This is a genomic window from Afifella marina DSM 2698 (assembly GCF_900102695.1).
In the GTDB taxonomy this organism is placed as follows: domain Bacteria; phylum Pseudomonadota; class Alphaproteobacteria; order Rhizobiales; family Afifellaceae; genus Afifella; species Afifella marina.
In genome coordinates this window covers 115,002-130,800 of record NZ_FMVW01000004.1, presented here as the reverse complement: position 1 = coordinate 130,800, position 15,799 = coordinate 115,002, and the positions used below count along the sequence as shown (strand labels likewise).

At 61.4% G+C, this 15,799-nt stretch carries 14 protein-coding genes; 10 read left to right on the top strand and 4 right to left on the bottom strand.

What is annotated here, in order from left to right:
- Positions 1-66 precede the first annotated feature (66 nt).
- Entirely contained in the window at positions 67-1,917 is a 1,851-nt protein-coding gene (locus BLP76_RS10370; protein WP_092812342.1) for a PHA/PHB synthase family protein, read from the bottom strand.
- Positions 1,918-2,013: 96 nt separating this feature from the next.
- Here BLP76_RS10370 and BLP76_RS10365 point away from each other — a divergent pair, with 96 nt between their 5' ends.
- From BLP76_RS10365 to BLP76_RS10340, 6 genes are all read left to right on the top strand, one after another.
- Complete coding sequence (locus BLP76_RS10365) at positions 2,014-2,490, top strand: hypothetical protein (RefSeq protein WP_092812340.1); 477 nt, start codon at positions 2,014-2,016, stop codon at positions 2,488-2,490.
- A 61-nt stretch (positions 2,491-2,551) separates the two neighbouring features.
- Positions 2,552-3,769, top strand: coding sequence for an LL-diaminopimelate aminotransferase (locus tag BLP76_RS10360; RefSeq protein WP_092812338.1), 1,218 nt, complete (start codon positions 2,552-2,554; stop codon positions 3,767-3,769).
- 30 nt (positions 3,770-3,799) lie between these two features.
- Complete coding sequence (locus BLP76_RS10355) at positions 3,800-5,116, top strand: homoserine dehydrogenase (protein WP_092812336.1); 1,317 nt, start codon at positions 3,800-3,802, stop codon at positions 5,114-5,116.
- Between the two features lie 26 nt (positions 5,117-5,142).
- The gene (gene glpX, locus BLP76_RS10350) at positions 5,143-6,132 is read left to right on the top strand and encodes a class II fructose-bisphosphatase (RefSeq protein ID WP_092812334.1); all 990 of its coding nucleotides are present in this window, start codon (positions 5,143-5,145) and stop codon (positions 6,130-6,132) included.
- A gap of 216 nt (positions 6,133-6,348) precedes the next feature.
- On the top strand, positions 6,349-8,076 hold the full coding sequence (gene recJ, locus BLP76_RS10345; protein WP_244514540.1) for a single-stranded-DNA-specific exonuclease RecJ: 1,728 nt from the start codon (positions 6,349-6,351) through the stop codon (positions 8,074-8,076).
- 155 nt (positions 8,077-8,231) lie between these two features.
- Positions 8,232-8,555: a YARHG domain-containing protein gene (locus BLP76_RS10340; protein WP_092812330.1), complete on the top strand. Its 324-nt coding sequence runs from the start codon at positions 8,232-8,234 to the stop codon at positions 8,553-8,555.
- Between the two features lie 51 nt (positions 8,556-8,606).
- Here BLP76_RS10340 and fghA read toward each other — a convergent pair whose 3' ends face one another.
- Positions 8,607-9,446 carry an S-formylglutathione hydrolase gene (gene fghA, locus BLP76_RS10335; RefSeq protein ID WP_092812782.1) on the bottom strand — a complete coding sequence of 280 codons (840 nt, stop codon included), beginning with the start codon at positions 9,444-9,446 and terminating at the stop codon, positions 8,607-8,609.
- Positions 9,447-9,472: 26 nt separating this feature from the next.
- A complete protein-coding gene (locus BLP76_RS10330) occupies positions 9,473-10,600 on the bottom strand; it encodes an S-(hydroxymethyl)glutathione dehydrogenase/class III alcohol dehydrogenase (protein ID WP_092812328.1) in 1,128 nt (375 codons plus the stop codon).
- Positions 10,601-10,797: 197 nt separating this feature from the next.
- On the opposite strand from BLP76_RS10330, the gene BLP76_RS10325 reads away from it, so the two are divergent.
- The 4 genes from BLP76_RS10325 to BLP76_RS10310 all read left to right on the top strand — a co-directional run bounded on the left by BLP76_RS10325 (position 10,798) and on the right by BLP76_RS10310 (position 14,972).
- Complete coding sequence (locus BLP76_RS10325; protein ID WP_092812326.1) at positions 10,798-12,822, top strand: acetyl-CoA carboxylase biotin carboxylase subunit; 2,025 nt, start codon at positions 10,798-10,800, stop codon at positions 12,820-12,822.
- Positions 12,823-12,913: 91 nt separating this feature from the next.
- On the top strand, positions 12,914-14,161 hold the full coding sequence (locus BLP76_RS10320; RefSeq protein WP_092812324.1) for an SAM-dependent methyltransferase: 1,248 nt from the start codon (positions 12,914-12,916) through the stop codon (positions 14,159-14,161).
- Positions 14,076-14,465, top strand: a complete 390-nt coding sequence (locus BLP76_RS10315) for an acylphosphatase (RefSeq protein ID WP_171904388.1) — start codon at positions 14,076-14,078, stop codon at positions 14,463-14,465. Before BLP76_RS10320 ends, BLP76_RS10315 begins: the two co-directional genes overlap by 86 nt.
- A 108-nt stretch (positions 14,466-14,573) precedes the next feature.
- A complete protein-coding gene (locus BLP76_RS10310; protein WP_092812320.1) occupies positions 14,574-14,972 on the top strand; it encodes a hypothetical protein in 399 nt (132 codons plus the stop codon).
- 19 nt (positions 14,973-14,991) lie between these two features.
- On the opposite strand, the gene lipB is transcribed toward BLP76_RS10310, so the two are convergent.
- Positions 14,992-15,753: a lipoyl(octanoyl) transferase LipB gene (gene lipB, locus BLP76_RS10305; protein WP_092812318.1), complete on the bottom strand. Its 762-nt coding sequence runs from the start codon at positions 15,751-15,753 to the stop codon at positions 14,992-14,994.
- Positions 15,754-15,799 lie beyond the last annotated feature (46 nt).

Below are 15,799 nucleotides of genomic sequence, written 5' to 3'. Positions count from 1 at the left end.
TGATGCGCCGTTTGCCGAGGGCAAGGGCACGCTCTCACATCGGGTCGAGACAACAATACGGCAAGGTCAGCACTTCATTTTGACGTAGGAGCCTGGAGCATCCTCAAGTGCCTGGAGCTTGCGCCCGCCGATGTCGCGGGCGTCGACCCGCTTATCATCGAGTGTCTCGATCCAGCGCTGCCAATCTGGCCACCAGGAACCCGGCTTCTCTTCGGCCTTTTCCATCCATGTTTCGATGTCGCCATCGGCGTTGCCGTCGATCCAGTATTGATATTTGTTCTTCGCCGGCGGGTTGATGACGCCCGCGATATGGCCTGAGCCGGTGAGGACGAAGCGCACGGGTCCGCCGAAAAACTGGCTGCCAAAGAACACCGATTTTGCCGGCGCGATGTGGTCCTCTTTGGTGGCGAGATTGTAGATGGGGATCGTCACGCGGCTGAGATCGAGCGTCTTGTCGGCGATCTTCATGCGCCCCTGCGAGAGGTTGTTCTCAAGGTAGCAGTTGCGCAGATAGAAGGAATGGTTCGCCGCGGGCAGGCGGGTGGAATCGGAATTCCAGTAGAGAAGGTCGAAAGGCAGCGGCTCTTTGCCGAGCATGTAGTCGCTCACGAAATACCGCCAAATCAGGTCGTTCGATCGCAAAAGATTGAAGGCCGTCGCCATCTTCGAGCCGTCGAGATAGCCCCGCTCGGCCATGTCTTCCTCGATCGTTTCGATCTGCTCCTCGTCGGCAAACAGCTTCAGATCGCCCGAATAGGTGAAGTCGACCTGGGCAGCGAACATCGTCGCACTTGCGATCCGCTGCTTGCTGCGTCCCTTTGCGAGGTAGGCGAGGGCGACGGCGAGAAGCGTGCCGCCGACGCAATAGCCGATGGCGTTGACCTTGCGCTCACCGGTGGCGCGCTCGACGACGTCGAGGGCATAGAAAATACCCTCCTTCATATAATGCTCGAAGGTCTTGTCCGCGTGCCGCCGGTCGGGATTGACCCACGAAATGACGAAGACCGTGTGCCCCTGTTCCACCGCCCAGCGGACGAAACTCTTCTCGCTGTTGAGATCGAGAATGTAGAATTTATTGATCCATGGCGGCACGATCAGGAGCGGTCGCTTCAAAACGCTCTTCGTCGTCGCCTCGTACTGAATCACCTGGCAGAGCTCGTTCTGGGCAACGACCTTTCCAGGCGTCGTGGCGATGTTCTCACCGATCTTGAACGCCGTCGCGTCGGTCTGGCGCACGCGCAGATCGCCTTTGCCGGCGGCGATATCCTCCGCCAGCATGTGCATGCCTCGGACCAGATTTTCTCCGTTGCTCTCGGCGGTGGCGCGGAGCACCTCGGGGTTGGTCATGGCGAAATTCGAGGGCGACAGCGCATTGGCGATCTGCTGCACGTAAAAGCGTGCTTTCTGACGCGTGTGCGGATCGACGTCCTCCGCATCCTCAACCAGGTCCTCGGCCCAGCGCGAGGTGGCGAGATAGAGTTGTTTCAAGACATCGAACATCGGGTTCTGCGACCAATCCGGATCGGCAAACCGCTTGTCGGCCACTGTGGCCTGCTGACTGTCTGCTCCATCGCCCATCGTTTTGCGCAGGCCGCTGTTCCAGATCGACAGATACTGTGCCCAGAGCTTGGTCTGCGCTTCGATGGTTCGCGCCGGGTCGGACATCCAATATTGCCCGACATGGCTCATCGTCTTCATGATTTCGGCCGTGTGTTCGGCCATCTGATCGGCCCCCGTCTGTCCCGTCTCGCGAGGTCGCAGATAGGCCGCGAGCGCCTTTCCGCCTTCCTCGAAGGCACGAGCCATATTGCGGGCAAAGACTTCCGGGTCCGCAGCGATGTAAGAGGTGGGCAGCGGCTTGTCCGGCCGTTCCTCTGTGACATCCTCCCGCTCTTTGCGTGATTTTTTCTCCGCCATCCTGACACAATTACCTTATTAGGGGTGATCCGAGCGCCTTATGCGATATAGCACAGCAGCCAGCTCCTTCGAACTCAGCAAGGCCGAGAGCGTCAATTGCGTTTCCTAGCTCAAAACTGTCATCAGAATCGCTCACATCCCGTCGGCGGATTAAGGGCGCTGACCGTTGCTGCCCTCGCAGTCTTCGCGCTGACTGCCTGCGAAAGCCCAGCACTTACCGGACTTAAGGAGAGCAGCACGCCGCCGCAGAGGCCGAGTGACCCTCAAAAGGCGGCGGCATACGACCGCACTGTCGCAGACATTCGGGCACGCGCGGCCGCCCAAGACGCAAACCCTCAAGAGTTTCCGGGTGTCTTCGACACGGCCGTGCCGCCGAATATGCTCGTGAGACCGACCCGCAACGTCGCCGCGCTGAAAGCGGAGCTTGAACAGATTGCCGCCGCTCGCCGCGGCGCCAATGGCCGCAGGCAGCAAGAACTCGCTGCCCGGGAGGGGGAGTTGCGACGCCTCGTTCAGCAAAATCAAAAAGAGACGGCTGAGAAAATTCGCGAAAACTCTACAAACGTGCAATAACGTCACGGCGGTGAAGCTGGCGTAACCAAACCAGTCTTTGCCTGCAAATGGATGAAGGACAATGGACGAATTTCACAAGATCAAACGGCTGCCACCCTATGTTTTCGAGCAGGTCAACAGGCTCAAGGCCGCCGCTCGAGCCGGTGGCGCCGACATCATCGATCTTGGCATGGGCAATCCAGATCTTCCGACGCCGGCCTTCATCATCGAGAAGCTGATTGAGACCGTCCAGAAGCCGCGGACCAATCGCTATTCGGCCTCGAAAGGCATTCCGGGACTTCGACGCGCACAAGCCGCCTATTACGAACGCCGCTTTGGTGTGAAGCTCGATCCGGAACGCCACGTCGTTGCTACGCTCGGCTCGAAGGAAGGCTTCGCGAACATGGCTCAGGCCATCACCGCACCGGGCGATGTCGTTCTCGTTCCCAATCCGAGCTATCCGATTCACGCCTTCGGCTTCCTGATGGCGGGCGGCGCGATCCGTCACGTGCCGGCAGAGCCGGGACCGGAGTTTTTTCAGGCGCTGGAACGGGCCGTGCACCATTCCATTCCGAAGCCGATCGCCGTCATCCTTTGCTATCCGTCCAATCCGACGGCGCATGTTGCGGATCTCGAATTTTACCGCGACGTCGTCGCCTTCGCCCGGCGCAACGATATCTTCGTTCTCTCCGATCTTGCCTATGCGGAGATTTATTTCGACGACAATCCTCCGCCGTCGGTTCTGCAGGTGCCGGGCGCGATGGATGTCACCGTTGAATTCACGTCGCTGTCGAAAACCTTCTCCATGCCCGGCTGGCGCATGGGGTTTGCCGTCGGCAACGAACGGCTGATTGCGGCGCTTGCGCGGGTGAAGTCCTATCTTGACTATGGCGCCTTCACGCCCATTCAGGTGGCCGCGGCCGCGGCGCTCAATGAAGAAGCTAGCCCGGCCGACGAAGCGCGCGAAATCTACAAGAGCCGGCGCGACTGCCTCGTTGAATCGTTCTCGCGCGCAGGGTGGGACATTCCGGCGCCTGCGGCATCGATGTTCGTATGGGCGCCGTTGCCGGAACGGTTTCAGGGCGTGAGTTCGCTGGAATTCTCTAAGCTCTTGATTGAGAAGGCGGATATTGCCGTCGCTCCAGGCATCGGCTTCGGCGAGCATGGCGACGGTCACGTCCGAATTGCGCTCGTGGAAAACGAGCAACGCATCCGCCAGGCGGCGCGGAACCTTCGGCGTTTTCTTGCCACGGCCGATGAAACGTTGCACAACGTCGTCCCGCTCAAGGCGAACGCCTGACAATTACCAATTCTCTCCGGGAAGGCATCCATGGATCAGCCGCTCAGGCTCGGACTGGCCGGGTTGGGCACGGTCGGCACATCCGTCATTCGGCTTCTTCGAGATCATGAAGAGGCGCTGACGGATCGTGCCGGACGGCCGTTGCGGCTTGTCGCCGTCTCCGCGCGCAACCCGAACAAAGACCGGGGCATCTCGCTCGACGGGCTCAGCTGGCACAGCGATCCCGTCGCACTCGCCTCGTCACCGGACATCGACTGCTTCATCGAGCTGATCGGTGGCGAAAACGGTGTCTGCAGAGAGGCAACACGCGCGGCCCTCGACGCCGGGAAGTCGGTGGTGACGGCGAACAAGGCGCTTCTGGCGAAGCACGGGATCGAACTTGCCGCCGCGGCCGAGAGTGGCGGCGGCGTGCTCGCCTTCGAGGCGGCGGTCGGTGGCGGCATACCGATCGTAAAGGCACTGCGGGAAGCGCTGGCCGGCAATCGCATCACCCGTCTCTTCGGCATCTTGAACGGCACCTGCAATTACATCCTGACACGCATGGAAGCCGAAGGGCTGAGCTTCGAGCAGTGTCTCGCCGATGCGCAGGAACTCGGCTACGCGGAAGCAGACCCGAGCTTCGATATCGACGGGCTCGACGCGGCTCATAAGCTCGCCATTCTCACCTCTCTGGCATTCGGGGTGGAGCTCAACAAAGACGCCATCTTCGTGGAAGGCATTGCCTCGATCACCGCGGAGGATATCGCGGCCGCAGAAGAACTCGGCTACCGGATCAAGCTTCTCGCCGTCGCCCAGGAAACGGACAGCGGCATCGAGCAGCGCGTGCATCCGACAATGCTGCCGAAGAACTCTCAGCTCGCACGGATCTCCGACGTCACCAATGCGGTTGCGGTCGAAGGCGACTTCATCGGGCAGGTGGTTCTGTCGGGGCCGGGAGCGGGTGGCGACGCGACCGCGTCCGCCGTCGTTGGCGATATCGTCGATTGCGCCCGCGGCTTCCGCGCTCCGCCTTTCGGGCGCCCGGTGGCAAGCCTCAAACCGTATCAGAGAGCCCGGATGCGGGCCCATCCCGGCGGGTACTATCTGCGTTTGTCGGTGCCCGACCGCGTCGGAGCCTTCGCGGCGATCGCGCGCGCCATGGCCGATGGCGGCATCTCGCTCGATTCGATCGTGCAGAGAAATCGCCCCGCGGGCGCGGCGCCGCGCGGCAATCCCGATCATCTGCGTTCTGTCACCATCATCACCCACGATACGACCGAGCAGGCCGTGCGTGACGCATTGGGCCGTATCGAGGGGGAGGGTGACATTGTCGGCCGGCCCCAAATGATCCGGATTGAGGCGCTTTGAGCGCCAGAATTTTGAGGGAGGGCTAAATGGCCGATATCGATTTGTCCGCAATGGACCGGGTTCTGACTCTGGAGCTGGTGCGTGTTACCGAGCGCGCCGCCGTTGCGGCCGCCATGATGCGTGGACGCGGCGATGAAAAGGCGGCCGATCAGGCGGCTGTCGACGCGATGCGCAACGAACTGAACCGCCTGTCGATTCGCGGCCGTGTCGTCATCGGTGAGGGCGAACGCGATGAGGCGCCGATGCTGTTCATCGGCGAAGAGGTCGGCAACGGCGATGGGCCTGAGGTCGACATCGCACTCGACCCGCTGGAAGGCACGACGATCTGCGCAAAGAACCTTCCCAACTCTCTCGCTGTCATTGCGATCACGCATCGCAATGGCCTGTTGAATGCGCCTGATGTTTACATGGACAAGCTCGCCATCGGCCCGGGCTTTCCGGAAGATTTCATCGAGCTCGATATGCCGCCCGCGGAGATCGTGCGCCGCATCGCCAAGGAAAAGGACGTCCGTGCGCATGAGCTTACGGCGTGCATTCTCGACCGGCCGCGTCATCAGAAACTGATCGAGGCGGTGCGTGAGACGGGTGTAGCCATTCGCCTGATCGGCGACGGCGATGTCGCCGGCATCATTCATACGACCGATCCAGAAACGACCGGGATCGACTTTTACATTGGCTCCGGCGGCGCTCCTGAAGGTGTTCTGGCCGCAGCCGCTTTGCGCTGCATGGGCGGACAGATCTGGGGCCGTCTCACCCTCGATACGGACGAGAAGCGCTCCCGCGCCGAACGCATGGGGATCAGCGAGCCGCGCAAGATCTACTCCAAGGAAGACATGGCGTCAGGCGACGTGCTCTTTGCAGCCACAGGCGTGACGGATGGCAATCTTCTCCAGGGTGTCAGCTTCCGTCGCGGCGTCGCCATGACCCACACGATCGTCACGCGCTCGCATACGGGCACGCAGCGTTGGGTTCGTGCCAAGCATATCGTCGAGGACAAGTTCGAATTCATCGACTGATCCTCAGCGTCCAGGCAAAACGGCGGCCTCCGGGCCGCCGCACCGTCGCCAGAAAGACGGGGACCGTCATCGATCGCTTATGGCGCGGCGGTAGCAGCGGGACAGCTGCTGCCGCATAATGCGCGCATGTGGGGTCGACCCGAATCATCTGGTAATCTTGAGGCGCCGGGCATTTGCCTCGGCGTCGAATCCTCTCTCAAGGGGCGCGCCTGGCGCATGCGTTTGGATGCGCGGGGCGAGGCGGCAGCGACGGCTCTCGCTCAGCGTACGGGCTTGTCTGAAAGCATCTGTCGCGTTCTTGCCGGACGCGGCATCTCGGACGACGGTGCGGAAGCGTTTCTCGGTCCGTCGCTGAAGACAGACATGCCGGATCCGTCCTGCCTCATGGATATGGATCTGGCGGCCGGGCGCCTCGCAGACGCCATCGAGCGCCGCGAAAAGGTGGCCATCTTCGGCGATTATGACGTGGATGGCGCCACCTCATCAGCCCTTCTGTCCGACACGCTCTGCGGGCTGGGGCTCACGACCGAAATCTACATTCCCGACCGCCTGATCGAAGGTTACGGACCGAACCCGGAGGCGATCGACCGTCTCATCGATACCGGTGCGGAGCTGATCGTCACGGTCGATTGCGGCGCGACGAGCTTCGAAGCTTTGGAGCGGGCGCATGCCCGTGGCGTCGACGTCGTCGTTATCGACCATCATCAGATGGGGCTCGATCGACCGAAGGCCGTCGCTCTCGTCAATCCCAACCGGCAGGACTGCCTGTCGGGCCTCGGCCATCTTGCAGCGGTCGGTATCGTCTTCATGACGGCTGTCGCGCTCCTGCGGGAATTGCGCCGCCGGCGCTACACGGGGGCTCTGCCGGATCTCCTCTCGGGCCTCGATCTCGTCGCCCTTGGCACGATCTGTGACGTCGTTCCGTTGACGGGCCTCAACCGAGCTTTCGTGACCAAGGGTCTCGTTGCCTTGCGCCATGGAGGCCGTCCGGGATTACAGGCTCTCGCAGCCGCGGCGCGCCTGAAAGGACCTGTCGAAACCAGCCATTGCGGCTTTCTCCTCGGACCGCGCATCAACGCCGGCGGGCGCATCGGTGACGCCGGTCTCGGCGCGCGCCTCCTGACGACGCGGGACGCCGCCGAAGCTGAGAGCATCGCCGTCACGCTTGAACGCCTGAATGCGGAACGTCAGGCGATCGAGGCGGAAGCCGTCGCCGAGGCATGTGCGCAGGCAGACGCTGCCATCACACGGACGGGCGAAACGCCGTCCATTCTCGTCGTCGTCGGTGAGACCTGGCATCCGGGAGTTGTCGGTCTCGTCGCCTCGCGCCTCAAAGAACGCTTCCAGCGTCCGGCTCTCGCCATCACCTTTGACGGGCCGAGCGGAAACGGCACGGGGTCTGCCCGCTCGATCGCGGGCGTCGATCTCGGAGTAGCCGTTCGCGCCGCACTTGCGGCTGGATTGCTGGAAAAAGGCGGCGGACACAAAATGGCGGCGGGAGTGACCGTTCGCAGAGAAAAGCTCGAAGAGCTGCAGAGCTTTTTAATCGCGGAGCTGGAAAGACCCGTCGAGACGGCGCTCATCGATGATTGCATGAAGATCGACGGCCTCATCACCGCCGATGGGGCAAGCCGGGAGTTCTTTGCCGAGATCGAAAAATGCGGCCCGTACGGCGCCGGACACCCATCGCCCGTCTTTGTTTTGCCCGCCCATCGCATTGCCTATGTCGATACCGTCGGCAACGGACATATCCGCCTCGAACTTCGCTCCAGCGGCGGCGGACGGATCAAGGCGATGGCCTTTCGCGAAGCCGAAACGCCACTTGGCCGCGCGCTTTTGTCCTCACGAGGGGAGGCGATGCATATCGCGGGCACGCTCTCGCTCAATCGCTGGGGCGGACAGGAGAAGGTGGAAATGAAGCTTCTCGACGCAGCCCCCGTTTAGGAGCCGACGGCTAAATGGCCTCGCCTCAGCCGGCCGGTCTTCCTTGTTCGATACCGCGACGTTTCGCAGATGCCGGGCGTCCGTATGCCTGCGCGAGAACAATTCTCTAATTATTCCTATGATGCTACCCTATCCGCTAATTTTGGGGGTGTCACATGCTGAAAACCTTGTTCTCAATCGCTTGTCTCGTTACTTTCGGCGGCGTCGCACAGGCCGACTGCTTCGACGGGCTCGGTTGCACCGACACGCATCGTTTCGAGCAGGGCGCCTTACGCACGATGCGGTGCGGTGACCTCTGGTATGTCCGCAATCGGATTTTCGACGAAAACGGCTATTGCTTCAGCACCGCGCGCGGACGGGCAAACTTCGACAATTCGGATTGCTGGGAGCCTGATCAAAGCCGCGTCAGAATGAGTGCGATCGAGCGAGGCAACGTCGACGCGATCGTTCGCGCCGAGCGAGCGTTTGGCTGCCGGTAACAGCTGCCAAGCACTTTACGCGTCGAAGAGGGGGCTCGTCCGCACAAGGCCTCAGCCTTTCAAGCGCTTCGCGTGCCAGTCCAGGTGATCTGCCATGAAGGTGGAGATGAAATAATAGGAATGATCGTAGCCGGGCTGCATCCGAAGCGTCAGCGGGATGCCGGCTTCTGCGCAGGCCTTGTCGAAAAGTTCGGGCCTCAGTTGTTCAGTCAGAAAATTGTCGCCCGTCCCCTGATCGACCAGGAATTCCGGAAAGCGCGCGCCATCGGCGATCAGGGCGCAGGCGTCATACTGCCGCCAGCTCTGTTCATCGCGCCCGAGATAGGCGGGCAACGCTTTCTGGCCCCAAGGCACATCGATCGGTGCAACGATCGGGGCGAAGGCCGAACATGCCCGATAGCGCTCGGGATTTTTGAGCGCGAGCGTCAACGCTCCATGCCCGCCCATCGAATGGCCGAGGATCGATTGCCGATCGGCATCGACGGGGAAGTTCGCGGCAATCACGGCCGGAAGCTCGTCCCGGATATAGCTTTCCATGCGGAAATGCCGGGCCCACGGCTCTTCCGTTGCGTCGAGATAGAAGCCCGCGCCCTGACCCATGTCATATGCGTCGTCATCGGCAACGTCCTCCCCGCGCGGCGAGGTGTCCGGACAGACGACGATCAGGCCGTGTTCCGCCGCCGCCCGACGGTATTCGCCCTTCTCCATGACGTTGGCATGGGTGCAGGTGAGCCCTGACAGATAGGTGACGACAGGGCAGGGGGCGACCTTCGCCTGTGGCGGAACGAAGACGGCGAAGGTCATCTCGGTTCCGGTCGCTTCAGAGGCATGGCTGTAGACGCCCTGTGTGCCGCCATGAGCGGCCCAGGTCGAAATGGTCTTCACGGTGATCTCCCTTGGCTGCGGCGACGGACGCCTCAATAGACGACGACGCTGCGAATCGATTCGCCCGAATGCATCAGATCGAAGCCGCGATTGATCTCTTCGAGAGACAAGAGGTGCGTGATCATCGGGTCGATGTCGATTTTTCCCTCCATGTACCAGTCGACGATTTTGGGAACATCGGTCCGCCCCCGTGCGCCGCCGAATGCCGTGCCTTTCCAGGTGCGGCCTGTCACCAGTTGGAAGGGCCGCGTGGAAATCTCCGCGCCCGCAGGTGCCACGCCGATGACGATCGACTGACCCCAACCACGGTGCGCCGATTCGAGCGCCTGACGCATGACGGTGACATTGCCGGTGCAGTCGAACGTGTAGTCGGCTCCGCCGATCTGGTCTGCGCCACGCTTCGTCAGGTTCACGAGATAAGGGACGAGATCCTCGCCAATCTCCTTCGGATTGACGAAATGCGTCATGCCGAAGCGCTCACCCCACTCTTTCTTGGAATTGTTAAGATCGACGCCGATGATCATGTCCGCCCCGACGAGCCGCAGCCCCTGGATGACGTTGAGGCCGATCCCGCCGAGGCCGAAGACGACGGCAGTGGCCCCGGGCTCGACTTTTGCAGTGTTGACGACGGCTCCGACGCCTGTCGTGACCCCACAGCCGATGTAGCAGATCTTGTCGAAGGGGGCGTCCTCGCGCACTTTCGCCACCGCAATCTCGGGCAGCACGGTGAAATTCGCAAAGGTCGACGTGCCCATGTAGTGGTGCAGCGGCTTGCCATCGATGGAGAACCGCGAGGTCCCGTCGGGCATCAATCCCTGACCCTGCGTGGAACGGATCGCCGTGCAGAGGTTGGTCTTGCGGGACAGGCAGGAGGGGCATTCGCGGCATTCGGGCGTATAGAGCGGAATGACGTGATCGCCCGTTTTGACGCTCGTGACACCGGGCCCGACATCGACGACGACGCCGGCGCCCTCGTGCCCGAGAATCGAGGGAAAGAGCCCTTCGGGATCTGCACCAGACAATGTGAATTCGTCGGTGTGGCAAATTCCGGTCGCCTTCACCTCGACCAGCACTTCGCCCTCTCTCGGGCCCTCGAGCTGGACATTGGTGATCTCGAGGGGTTTGCCGGCCTCAAAGGCCACCGCGGCGCGCACATCCATATTGGGAACTCCTCCAAAGTCTGCAGGTCCATTTGCAAGGCAATCGCTTCTCGACAAGGCCACGCCGCATGGATCAGATGCATTTTCGTCGGCAAAGCCACTTTGACCCGACGCCGGGCTTGCGCTCTTTTCGCTTGTCGAGGCGCGCCTTGCTCACATAAACGGGCACCACCGCAAGAGGGGGGAAGTTTTCTCGAATGTTCCGTAAGATATTGATCGCCAATCGCGGCGAGATCGCCTGCCGCATCATTCGTTCAGCCCAGAAGATGGGAATTGCCACTGTTGCGGTCTATTCGGAAGCGGACCGAAACGCGCTGCATGTGGAGATGGCGGACGAGAAAGTCGCGATCGGCCCGGCTCCCGCTTCTGAAAGCTATCTGAAGCTCGACAAGATCATCGAGGCTTGCCGCCAGACCGGCGCCGAAGCCGTTCATCCGGGCTACGGTTTCCTCTCAGAAAACGCGAACTTCGCCAAGGCTCTGGCCGAGGCCGGCATCGTCTTCATCGGCCCCCCGATCGGTGCCATCGAAGCCATGGGCGACAAGATTACCTCCAAAAAGGTCGCCAAAGAGGCGGGAGTGAGTGTGGTGCCCGGTCATATGGGCCTGATCGAAAGCGGCGATGAGGCCGTGCGTATCTCTGCCGAAATCGGCCTGCCGGTCATGCTGAAGGCATCCGCGGGCGGTGGCGGCAAGGGCATGCGCGTGGCCTGGAACGAGCAGGAAGTGCGCGAGGGTTTCGATCTTGCGCGGCGTGAAGCCAAATCCTCCTTCGGCGACGAACGAATTTTCATCGAGAAATTCGTCGAGCAGCCCCGTCACATCGAAATCCAGGTCCTGGCCGACAAGCATGGCAACGTAATCCATCTGGGCGAACGCGAATGCTCCATTCAAAGGCGCAACCAGAAGGTGATCGAGGAGGCGCCGTCTTCCTTCCTCGATCCGGAGACGCGCGCCGCAATGGGGGCTCAGGCCTGCGCTCTCGCGGCCGCCGTCGGATATGAAACGGCCGGCACAGTCGAGTTCATCGTCGACCGCGATCGCAATTTCTATTTCCTGGAAATGAACACCCGGCTGCAAGTGGAGCATCCGGTGACAGAGCTCGTCACCGGCCTCGATCTGGTCGAATTGATGATTCGCGTCGCTGACGGCGAAAAGCTCCCGCTTGCGCAGGAAGACGTCGTTCTGAAGGGATGGGCGATTGAAGCTCGCCTCTACGCCGAGGATCCGTTCCGCGGGTTTCTCCCCTCGACAGGTCGCTTGCGCCGCTATCGCCCACCGGAGGATGCCGCGCATGAAGGCACCATCATCCGCAATGATACGGGTGTCGTGGAAGGCTCCGAGATCACCCTCTTTTACGATCCGATGATCGCAAAGCTCTGCACCTATGCAGAGGGTGAGGGCACGGCCGCACGCGAAAAGGCGATCGACGTCATGTCGGATGCGCTCGACGCGTTCACGATCACCGGTATTCGCAACAACATCGCCTTTTTGAGCGGTCTGATGGCGCATCCGCGCTTCCGCCGCGGCGATCTCTCCACCGCCTTCATCGCCGAAGAATACGGCAAGAGCTTCGAAGGTGCCGATGCAACCGACGAGGATCTGAGGATTCTCGCGGCCATCGCTACCTGCGTTCAATTGATCGAGCGCGTTCGGCTGGACGATCTTTCGGGGCGCTTGCGTCCGCATCCCGGCACCATTCGCCCCGATTGGGTGGTTTTGATCGACGGTGAGGCCGTCGACATCACCATCACATCGGGGATGCCCTCGATCCCGTTCGACGTCGAAATGATCGTCGACGGCATCGAGCATCGGGTGGTGACGGCCTGGAAGCCGGGCGATCTCCTTTGGCACGGCATCGTCGACGACAAGGAGGTGTTCGCCCAGATCGAACGCCGCGGTGCTGCCTTGCGTGTCGAGCGTCGCGGTGTCGCCCGAATGACGCAGCTCCTGCGTCCCTCGGTCGGCCAGATCTACCGCCACATGCCCGAAAAGGCGGTGAGCGAGCTCGACAATCGCCTGGCCTGTCCAATGCCGGGGATCGTCGTGTCGCTTCCAGTTGAGGAAGGACAAAAGGTCGAGGCCGGCGAGACTCTCGCCACCGTCGAGGCGATGAAGATGGAGAACGTGCTCCGGGCCGAGCGCGATGTCGTCATCAAAAAGATCTGCGCGGCTCCGGGCGACGTCGTGGCCTTCGATCAGGTGCTCATCGAGTTCGAATAAGCCGCCTGAATGATCACAACCGGGAGGGGGTTTCACTCGTCAGATTGCGCGCGATAAAATTGGGTGTGACAAAAAGGGAGACTTATCCCCGATGTGGCTCCTGAAAAGCATCCTTCGACAGTTCGTGCGCAGTGGCCGGCTCACTCTCATCGACGCACAAGGTCGCGAGCATCTTTTTGGCGGCGAGAAGCCCGGCCCGGTTGTGACCATGCGCCTGCATGATCCGAAACTGCATTGGCAGATGGCGTTGAATCCGGAGCTCGTCGCTCCGGAAGCCTACATGGACGGGACTCTGACATTTGAAAACGGCGCTACCGTCCATGACTTCTTGAGGCTCTTCTCGATCAATCAGGACTACCTTTCGGCACACCCGGCCCAAACAGTCGTCAACACCGGCTACCGTGCCCTGAGACGCTGGCATCAAAACAATATGCCGGGCCGGTCGAAGCAGAACGCCAAGCATCATTACAACGTCAAGGAGGACGTCTACCGCCTCTTTCTCGACGAACGGATGCAGTATTCCTGCGCTTATTGGCGCGACCCGGAGAATGAGACACTTGAGGAGGCGCAGCTCGCCAAGCTGCGCCATATCGGTGCGAAACTTCGGCTCCAGCCCGGAATGAAGGTCCTGGAGATCGGGTCCGGATGGGGAGGTCTTGCGATCTTCCTGGCCGAGACCTTCGATGTCGAGGTCACCGGCGTCAATCCGGCAACGGAACAGCTCGCGGCGGCCCGCCGCTGGGTCGAAGAAAAAGGTCTGTCCGACCGGGTCAAATTCGTCGAGAAGGATTACCGCGAAATCGAAGGCGAATATGACCGCATCGTCTCGGTCGGAATGTTCGAGCATGTCGGCTATCGCTTCTACGACGCCTTCTTTCGCAAGGTTTTCAGTCTGTTGAAGCTCGACGGTTTCATGGTGCTGCACTCGATCGGCCGCATGTCACCGCCGGGAATCACGGGGCCATTCCTCAACAAGTACATTTTCCCAGGCGGCTATGTGCCCGCCATATCGGAGGTTTTCGCGTCGACTCAGCGCAACAGGCTTTGGGTCTGCGACGCGGAGGTGCTGCGCCTCCACTACGCCTACACGATCAGAGAATGGTCCAATCGTTTCCAGGCGAACCGCGACAGGGCAATCGAGTTAATGGACGAGCGCTTCGTGCGGATGTGGGAATTCTATCTGGCGGCAGTGGAGCTCGGCTTCGTGCACGGCTCCAACATGGTTTTCCAGCTCATCCTGTCCCGCCAGAGGGATGCCGTGCCGATTGTGCGGGACTGGATCCAAGAGAGCGAAGAGCACCTGCGCCAAGGTTCCCTCTTCGCCGACGCAGCACAATAACCTCAAAGGCAAAGTGATCGTGGCAGAAAAGACCGTTCGAGTGGTCATAACAGGACGCGTCCAGGGCGTATCTTACCGGGCGTGGACCAAGGGGAAGGCGAGGGATCTCGGCCTTTCCGGCTGGGTCGCTAACCGGAGTGACGGGGCCGTGGAGGCCGTGTTTACGGGCTCGGTCGATGACGTCGACAAGATGCTCGCCGCGTTGCACTCCGGCCCGGCTCTGGCCTTCGTTGACGCGGTACAGGTAGTTGCAGCCGATAAGCCTCAAAGCGGGCCCTTCCGCGTGGAGCATTTCGATCGTTAACATTGAGTTAATTTTGAATTAACGTTTCAACTCGTCGTTAGGATCGGCTTGCGCCTGCAAGGCGAACGGGTTGGGGTGATGCCGTCTTCTAGAGGCTCAAGGCTGCGCTTGGCGCTCTTCTGCGGGCTCGCACTCGCTGCGGTCACAGCATCGGGCCTGGCGGCCGGCAGACCTTTGGACGGTCGCAATGCCATCTTTGCTGCGGATCACTCCAGCGACAGAGTGGCCAATGTGCGCCTGCATTTCATGCCCGAGGACGATCCCCGCGAGGGGCACGTGAAAGTCCTCCTGACACCCGAAAGCCGGCCTCTGTCCTTTTTCGAGGCCCGTCAGGCCGTTCAGCAGGCGTTTCTCGAGACCTTGAAGGAGCCGGGGTTGCCCGACAACCTGACCCGGGTCTCCGTGACGGTTCAGCTCGCGCCTGCCGGCAACGAGCCGGAACAAAGTCGCACCTACCTCTACATTCGCAAGACGGCCAAGACCTGGACGGTGATGGCCGCGCCGTAGCTCCTGGTCGTGCGCGCTCTTACCGATTGCGGGCGAGGGAGCCGAAAACTTCCTCGAAGGCCTCGATGAGAGCCTTATCCGCATCAGCCATATTCGCAGAGATGCCGAGATCTTTGAGGCTGGTGACGCCGTAGCCCGTGATTCCGCAAGGGACGATCCCGGAGAAATGCTCAAGATCCGGGGCCACGTTGAGTGATATCCCGTGAAAGGTGACCCAGCGCCGGACCCGCACGCCCAGGGCCACGATCTTGTCTTCGGCTGGGGAACCGTCGAAGAGCGCCGGCTTATCCGGCCTTTGCACCCAGATTCCCACCCGGCCGTCCCGGCGTTCTCCGGTGACCCCGAAGCGTGCCAGCGCAGAGATAAGCCACGCCTCCAGGCAGCGCACATAGACGCGGATATCCCTCTGCCGCCTTTCCAGGTCGAGCATCACATAGGCGACCCGCTGACCGGGCCCATGATAGGTGTATTGCCCGCCTCTGCCGGTCTTGAAGACCGGAAAACGCTCAGGCGTCAGAAGGTCTTGAGCGCGAGCGCTCGTTCCGGCGGTGTAGAGCGGGGGATGCTCAAGAAGCCACAGGCATTCTGGAGCCTCTCTAGCGCGAATCGCGGCAGCGCGCTCTTCCATGAAGGTCAGCGCGGCCTCGTACGGAATCGGTTCGCCTGAAATTTTCAGCTCGACCGGCGCTTCTTCATGATCGGGCCACAGGCTTTCGGTCTGTCTCTCACTTTCGGCAAGAGATTGGACGCCCCGCACGGGGGCTTCAGGCAATGAGGTCATGGGGATCACATAATCCTCAGCGCAAACAAAGGCGAGAGGGGGCAAA

Coding starts and splice junctions, on each gene's coding strand:
- BLP76_RS10370 (WP_092812342.1), bottom strand. CDS start 1,917: ATGGCGGAGAAAAAATCACGCAAAGAGCGGGAGGATGTCACAGAGGAA.
- BLP76_RS10360 (WP_092812338.1), top strand. CDS start 2,552: ATGGACGAATTTCACAAGATCAAACGGCTGCCACCCTATGTTTTCGAG.
- BLP76_RS10355 (WP_092812336.1), top strand. CDS start 3,800: ATGGATCAGCCGCTCAGGCTCGGACTGGCCGGGTTGGGCACGGTCGGC.
- glpX (WP_092812334.1), top strand. CDS start 5,143: ATGGCCGATATCGATTTGTCCGCAATGGACCGGGTTCTGACTCTGGAG.
- recJ (WP_244514540.1), top strand. CDS start 6,349: ATGCGTTTGGATGCGCGGGGCGAGGCGGCAGCGACGGCTCTCGCTCAG.
- BLP76_RS10340 (WP_092812330.1), top strand. CDS start 8,232: ATGCTGAAAACCTTGTTCTCAATCGCTTGTCTCGTTACTTTCGGCGGC.
- BLP76_RS10330 (WP_092812328.1), bottom strand. CDS start 10,600: ATGGATGTGCGCGCCGCGGTGGCCTTTGAGGCCGGCAAACCCCTCGAG.
- BLP76_RS10325 (WP_092812326.1), top strand. CDS start 10,798: ATGTTCCGTAAGATATTGATCGCCAATCGCGGCGAGATCGCCTGCCGC.
- BLP76_RS10320 (WP_092812324.1), top strand. CDS start 12,914: ATGTGGCTCCTGAAAAGCATCCTTCGACAGTTCGTGCGCAGTGGCCGG.
- BLP76_RS10315 (WP_171904388.1), top strand. CDS start 14,076: ATGCCGTGCCGATTGTGCGGGACTGGATCCAAGAGAGCGAAGAGCACC.
- lipB (WP_092812318.1), bottom strand. CDS start 15,753: ATGACCTCATTGCCTGAAGCCCCCGTGCGGGGCGTCCAATCTCTTGCC.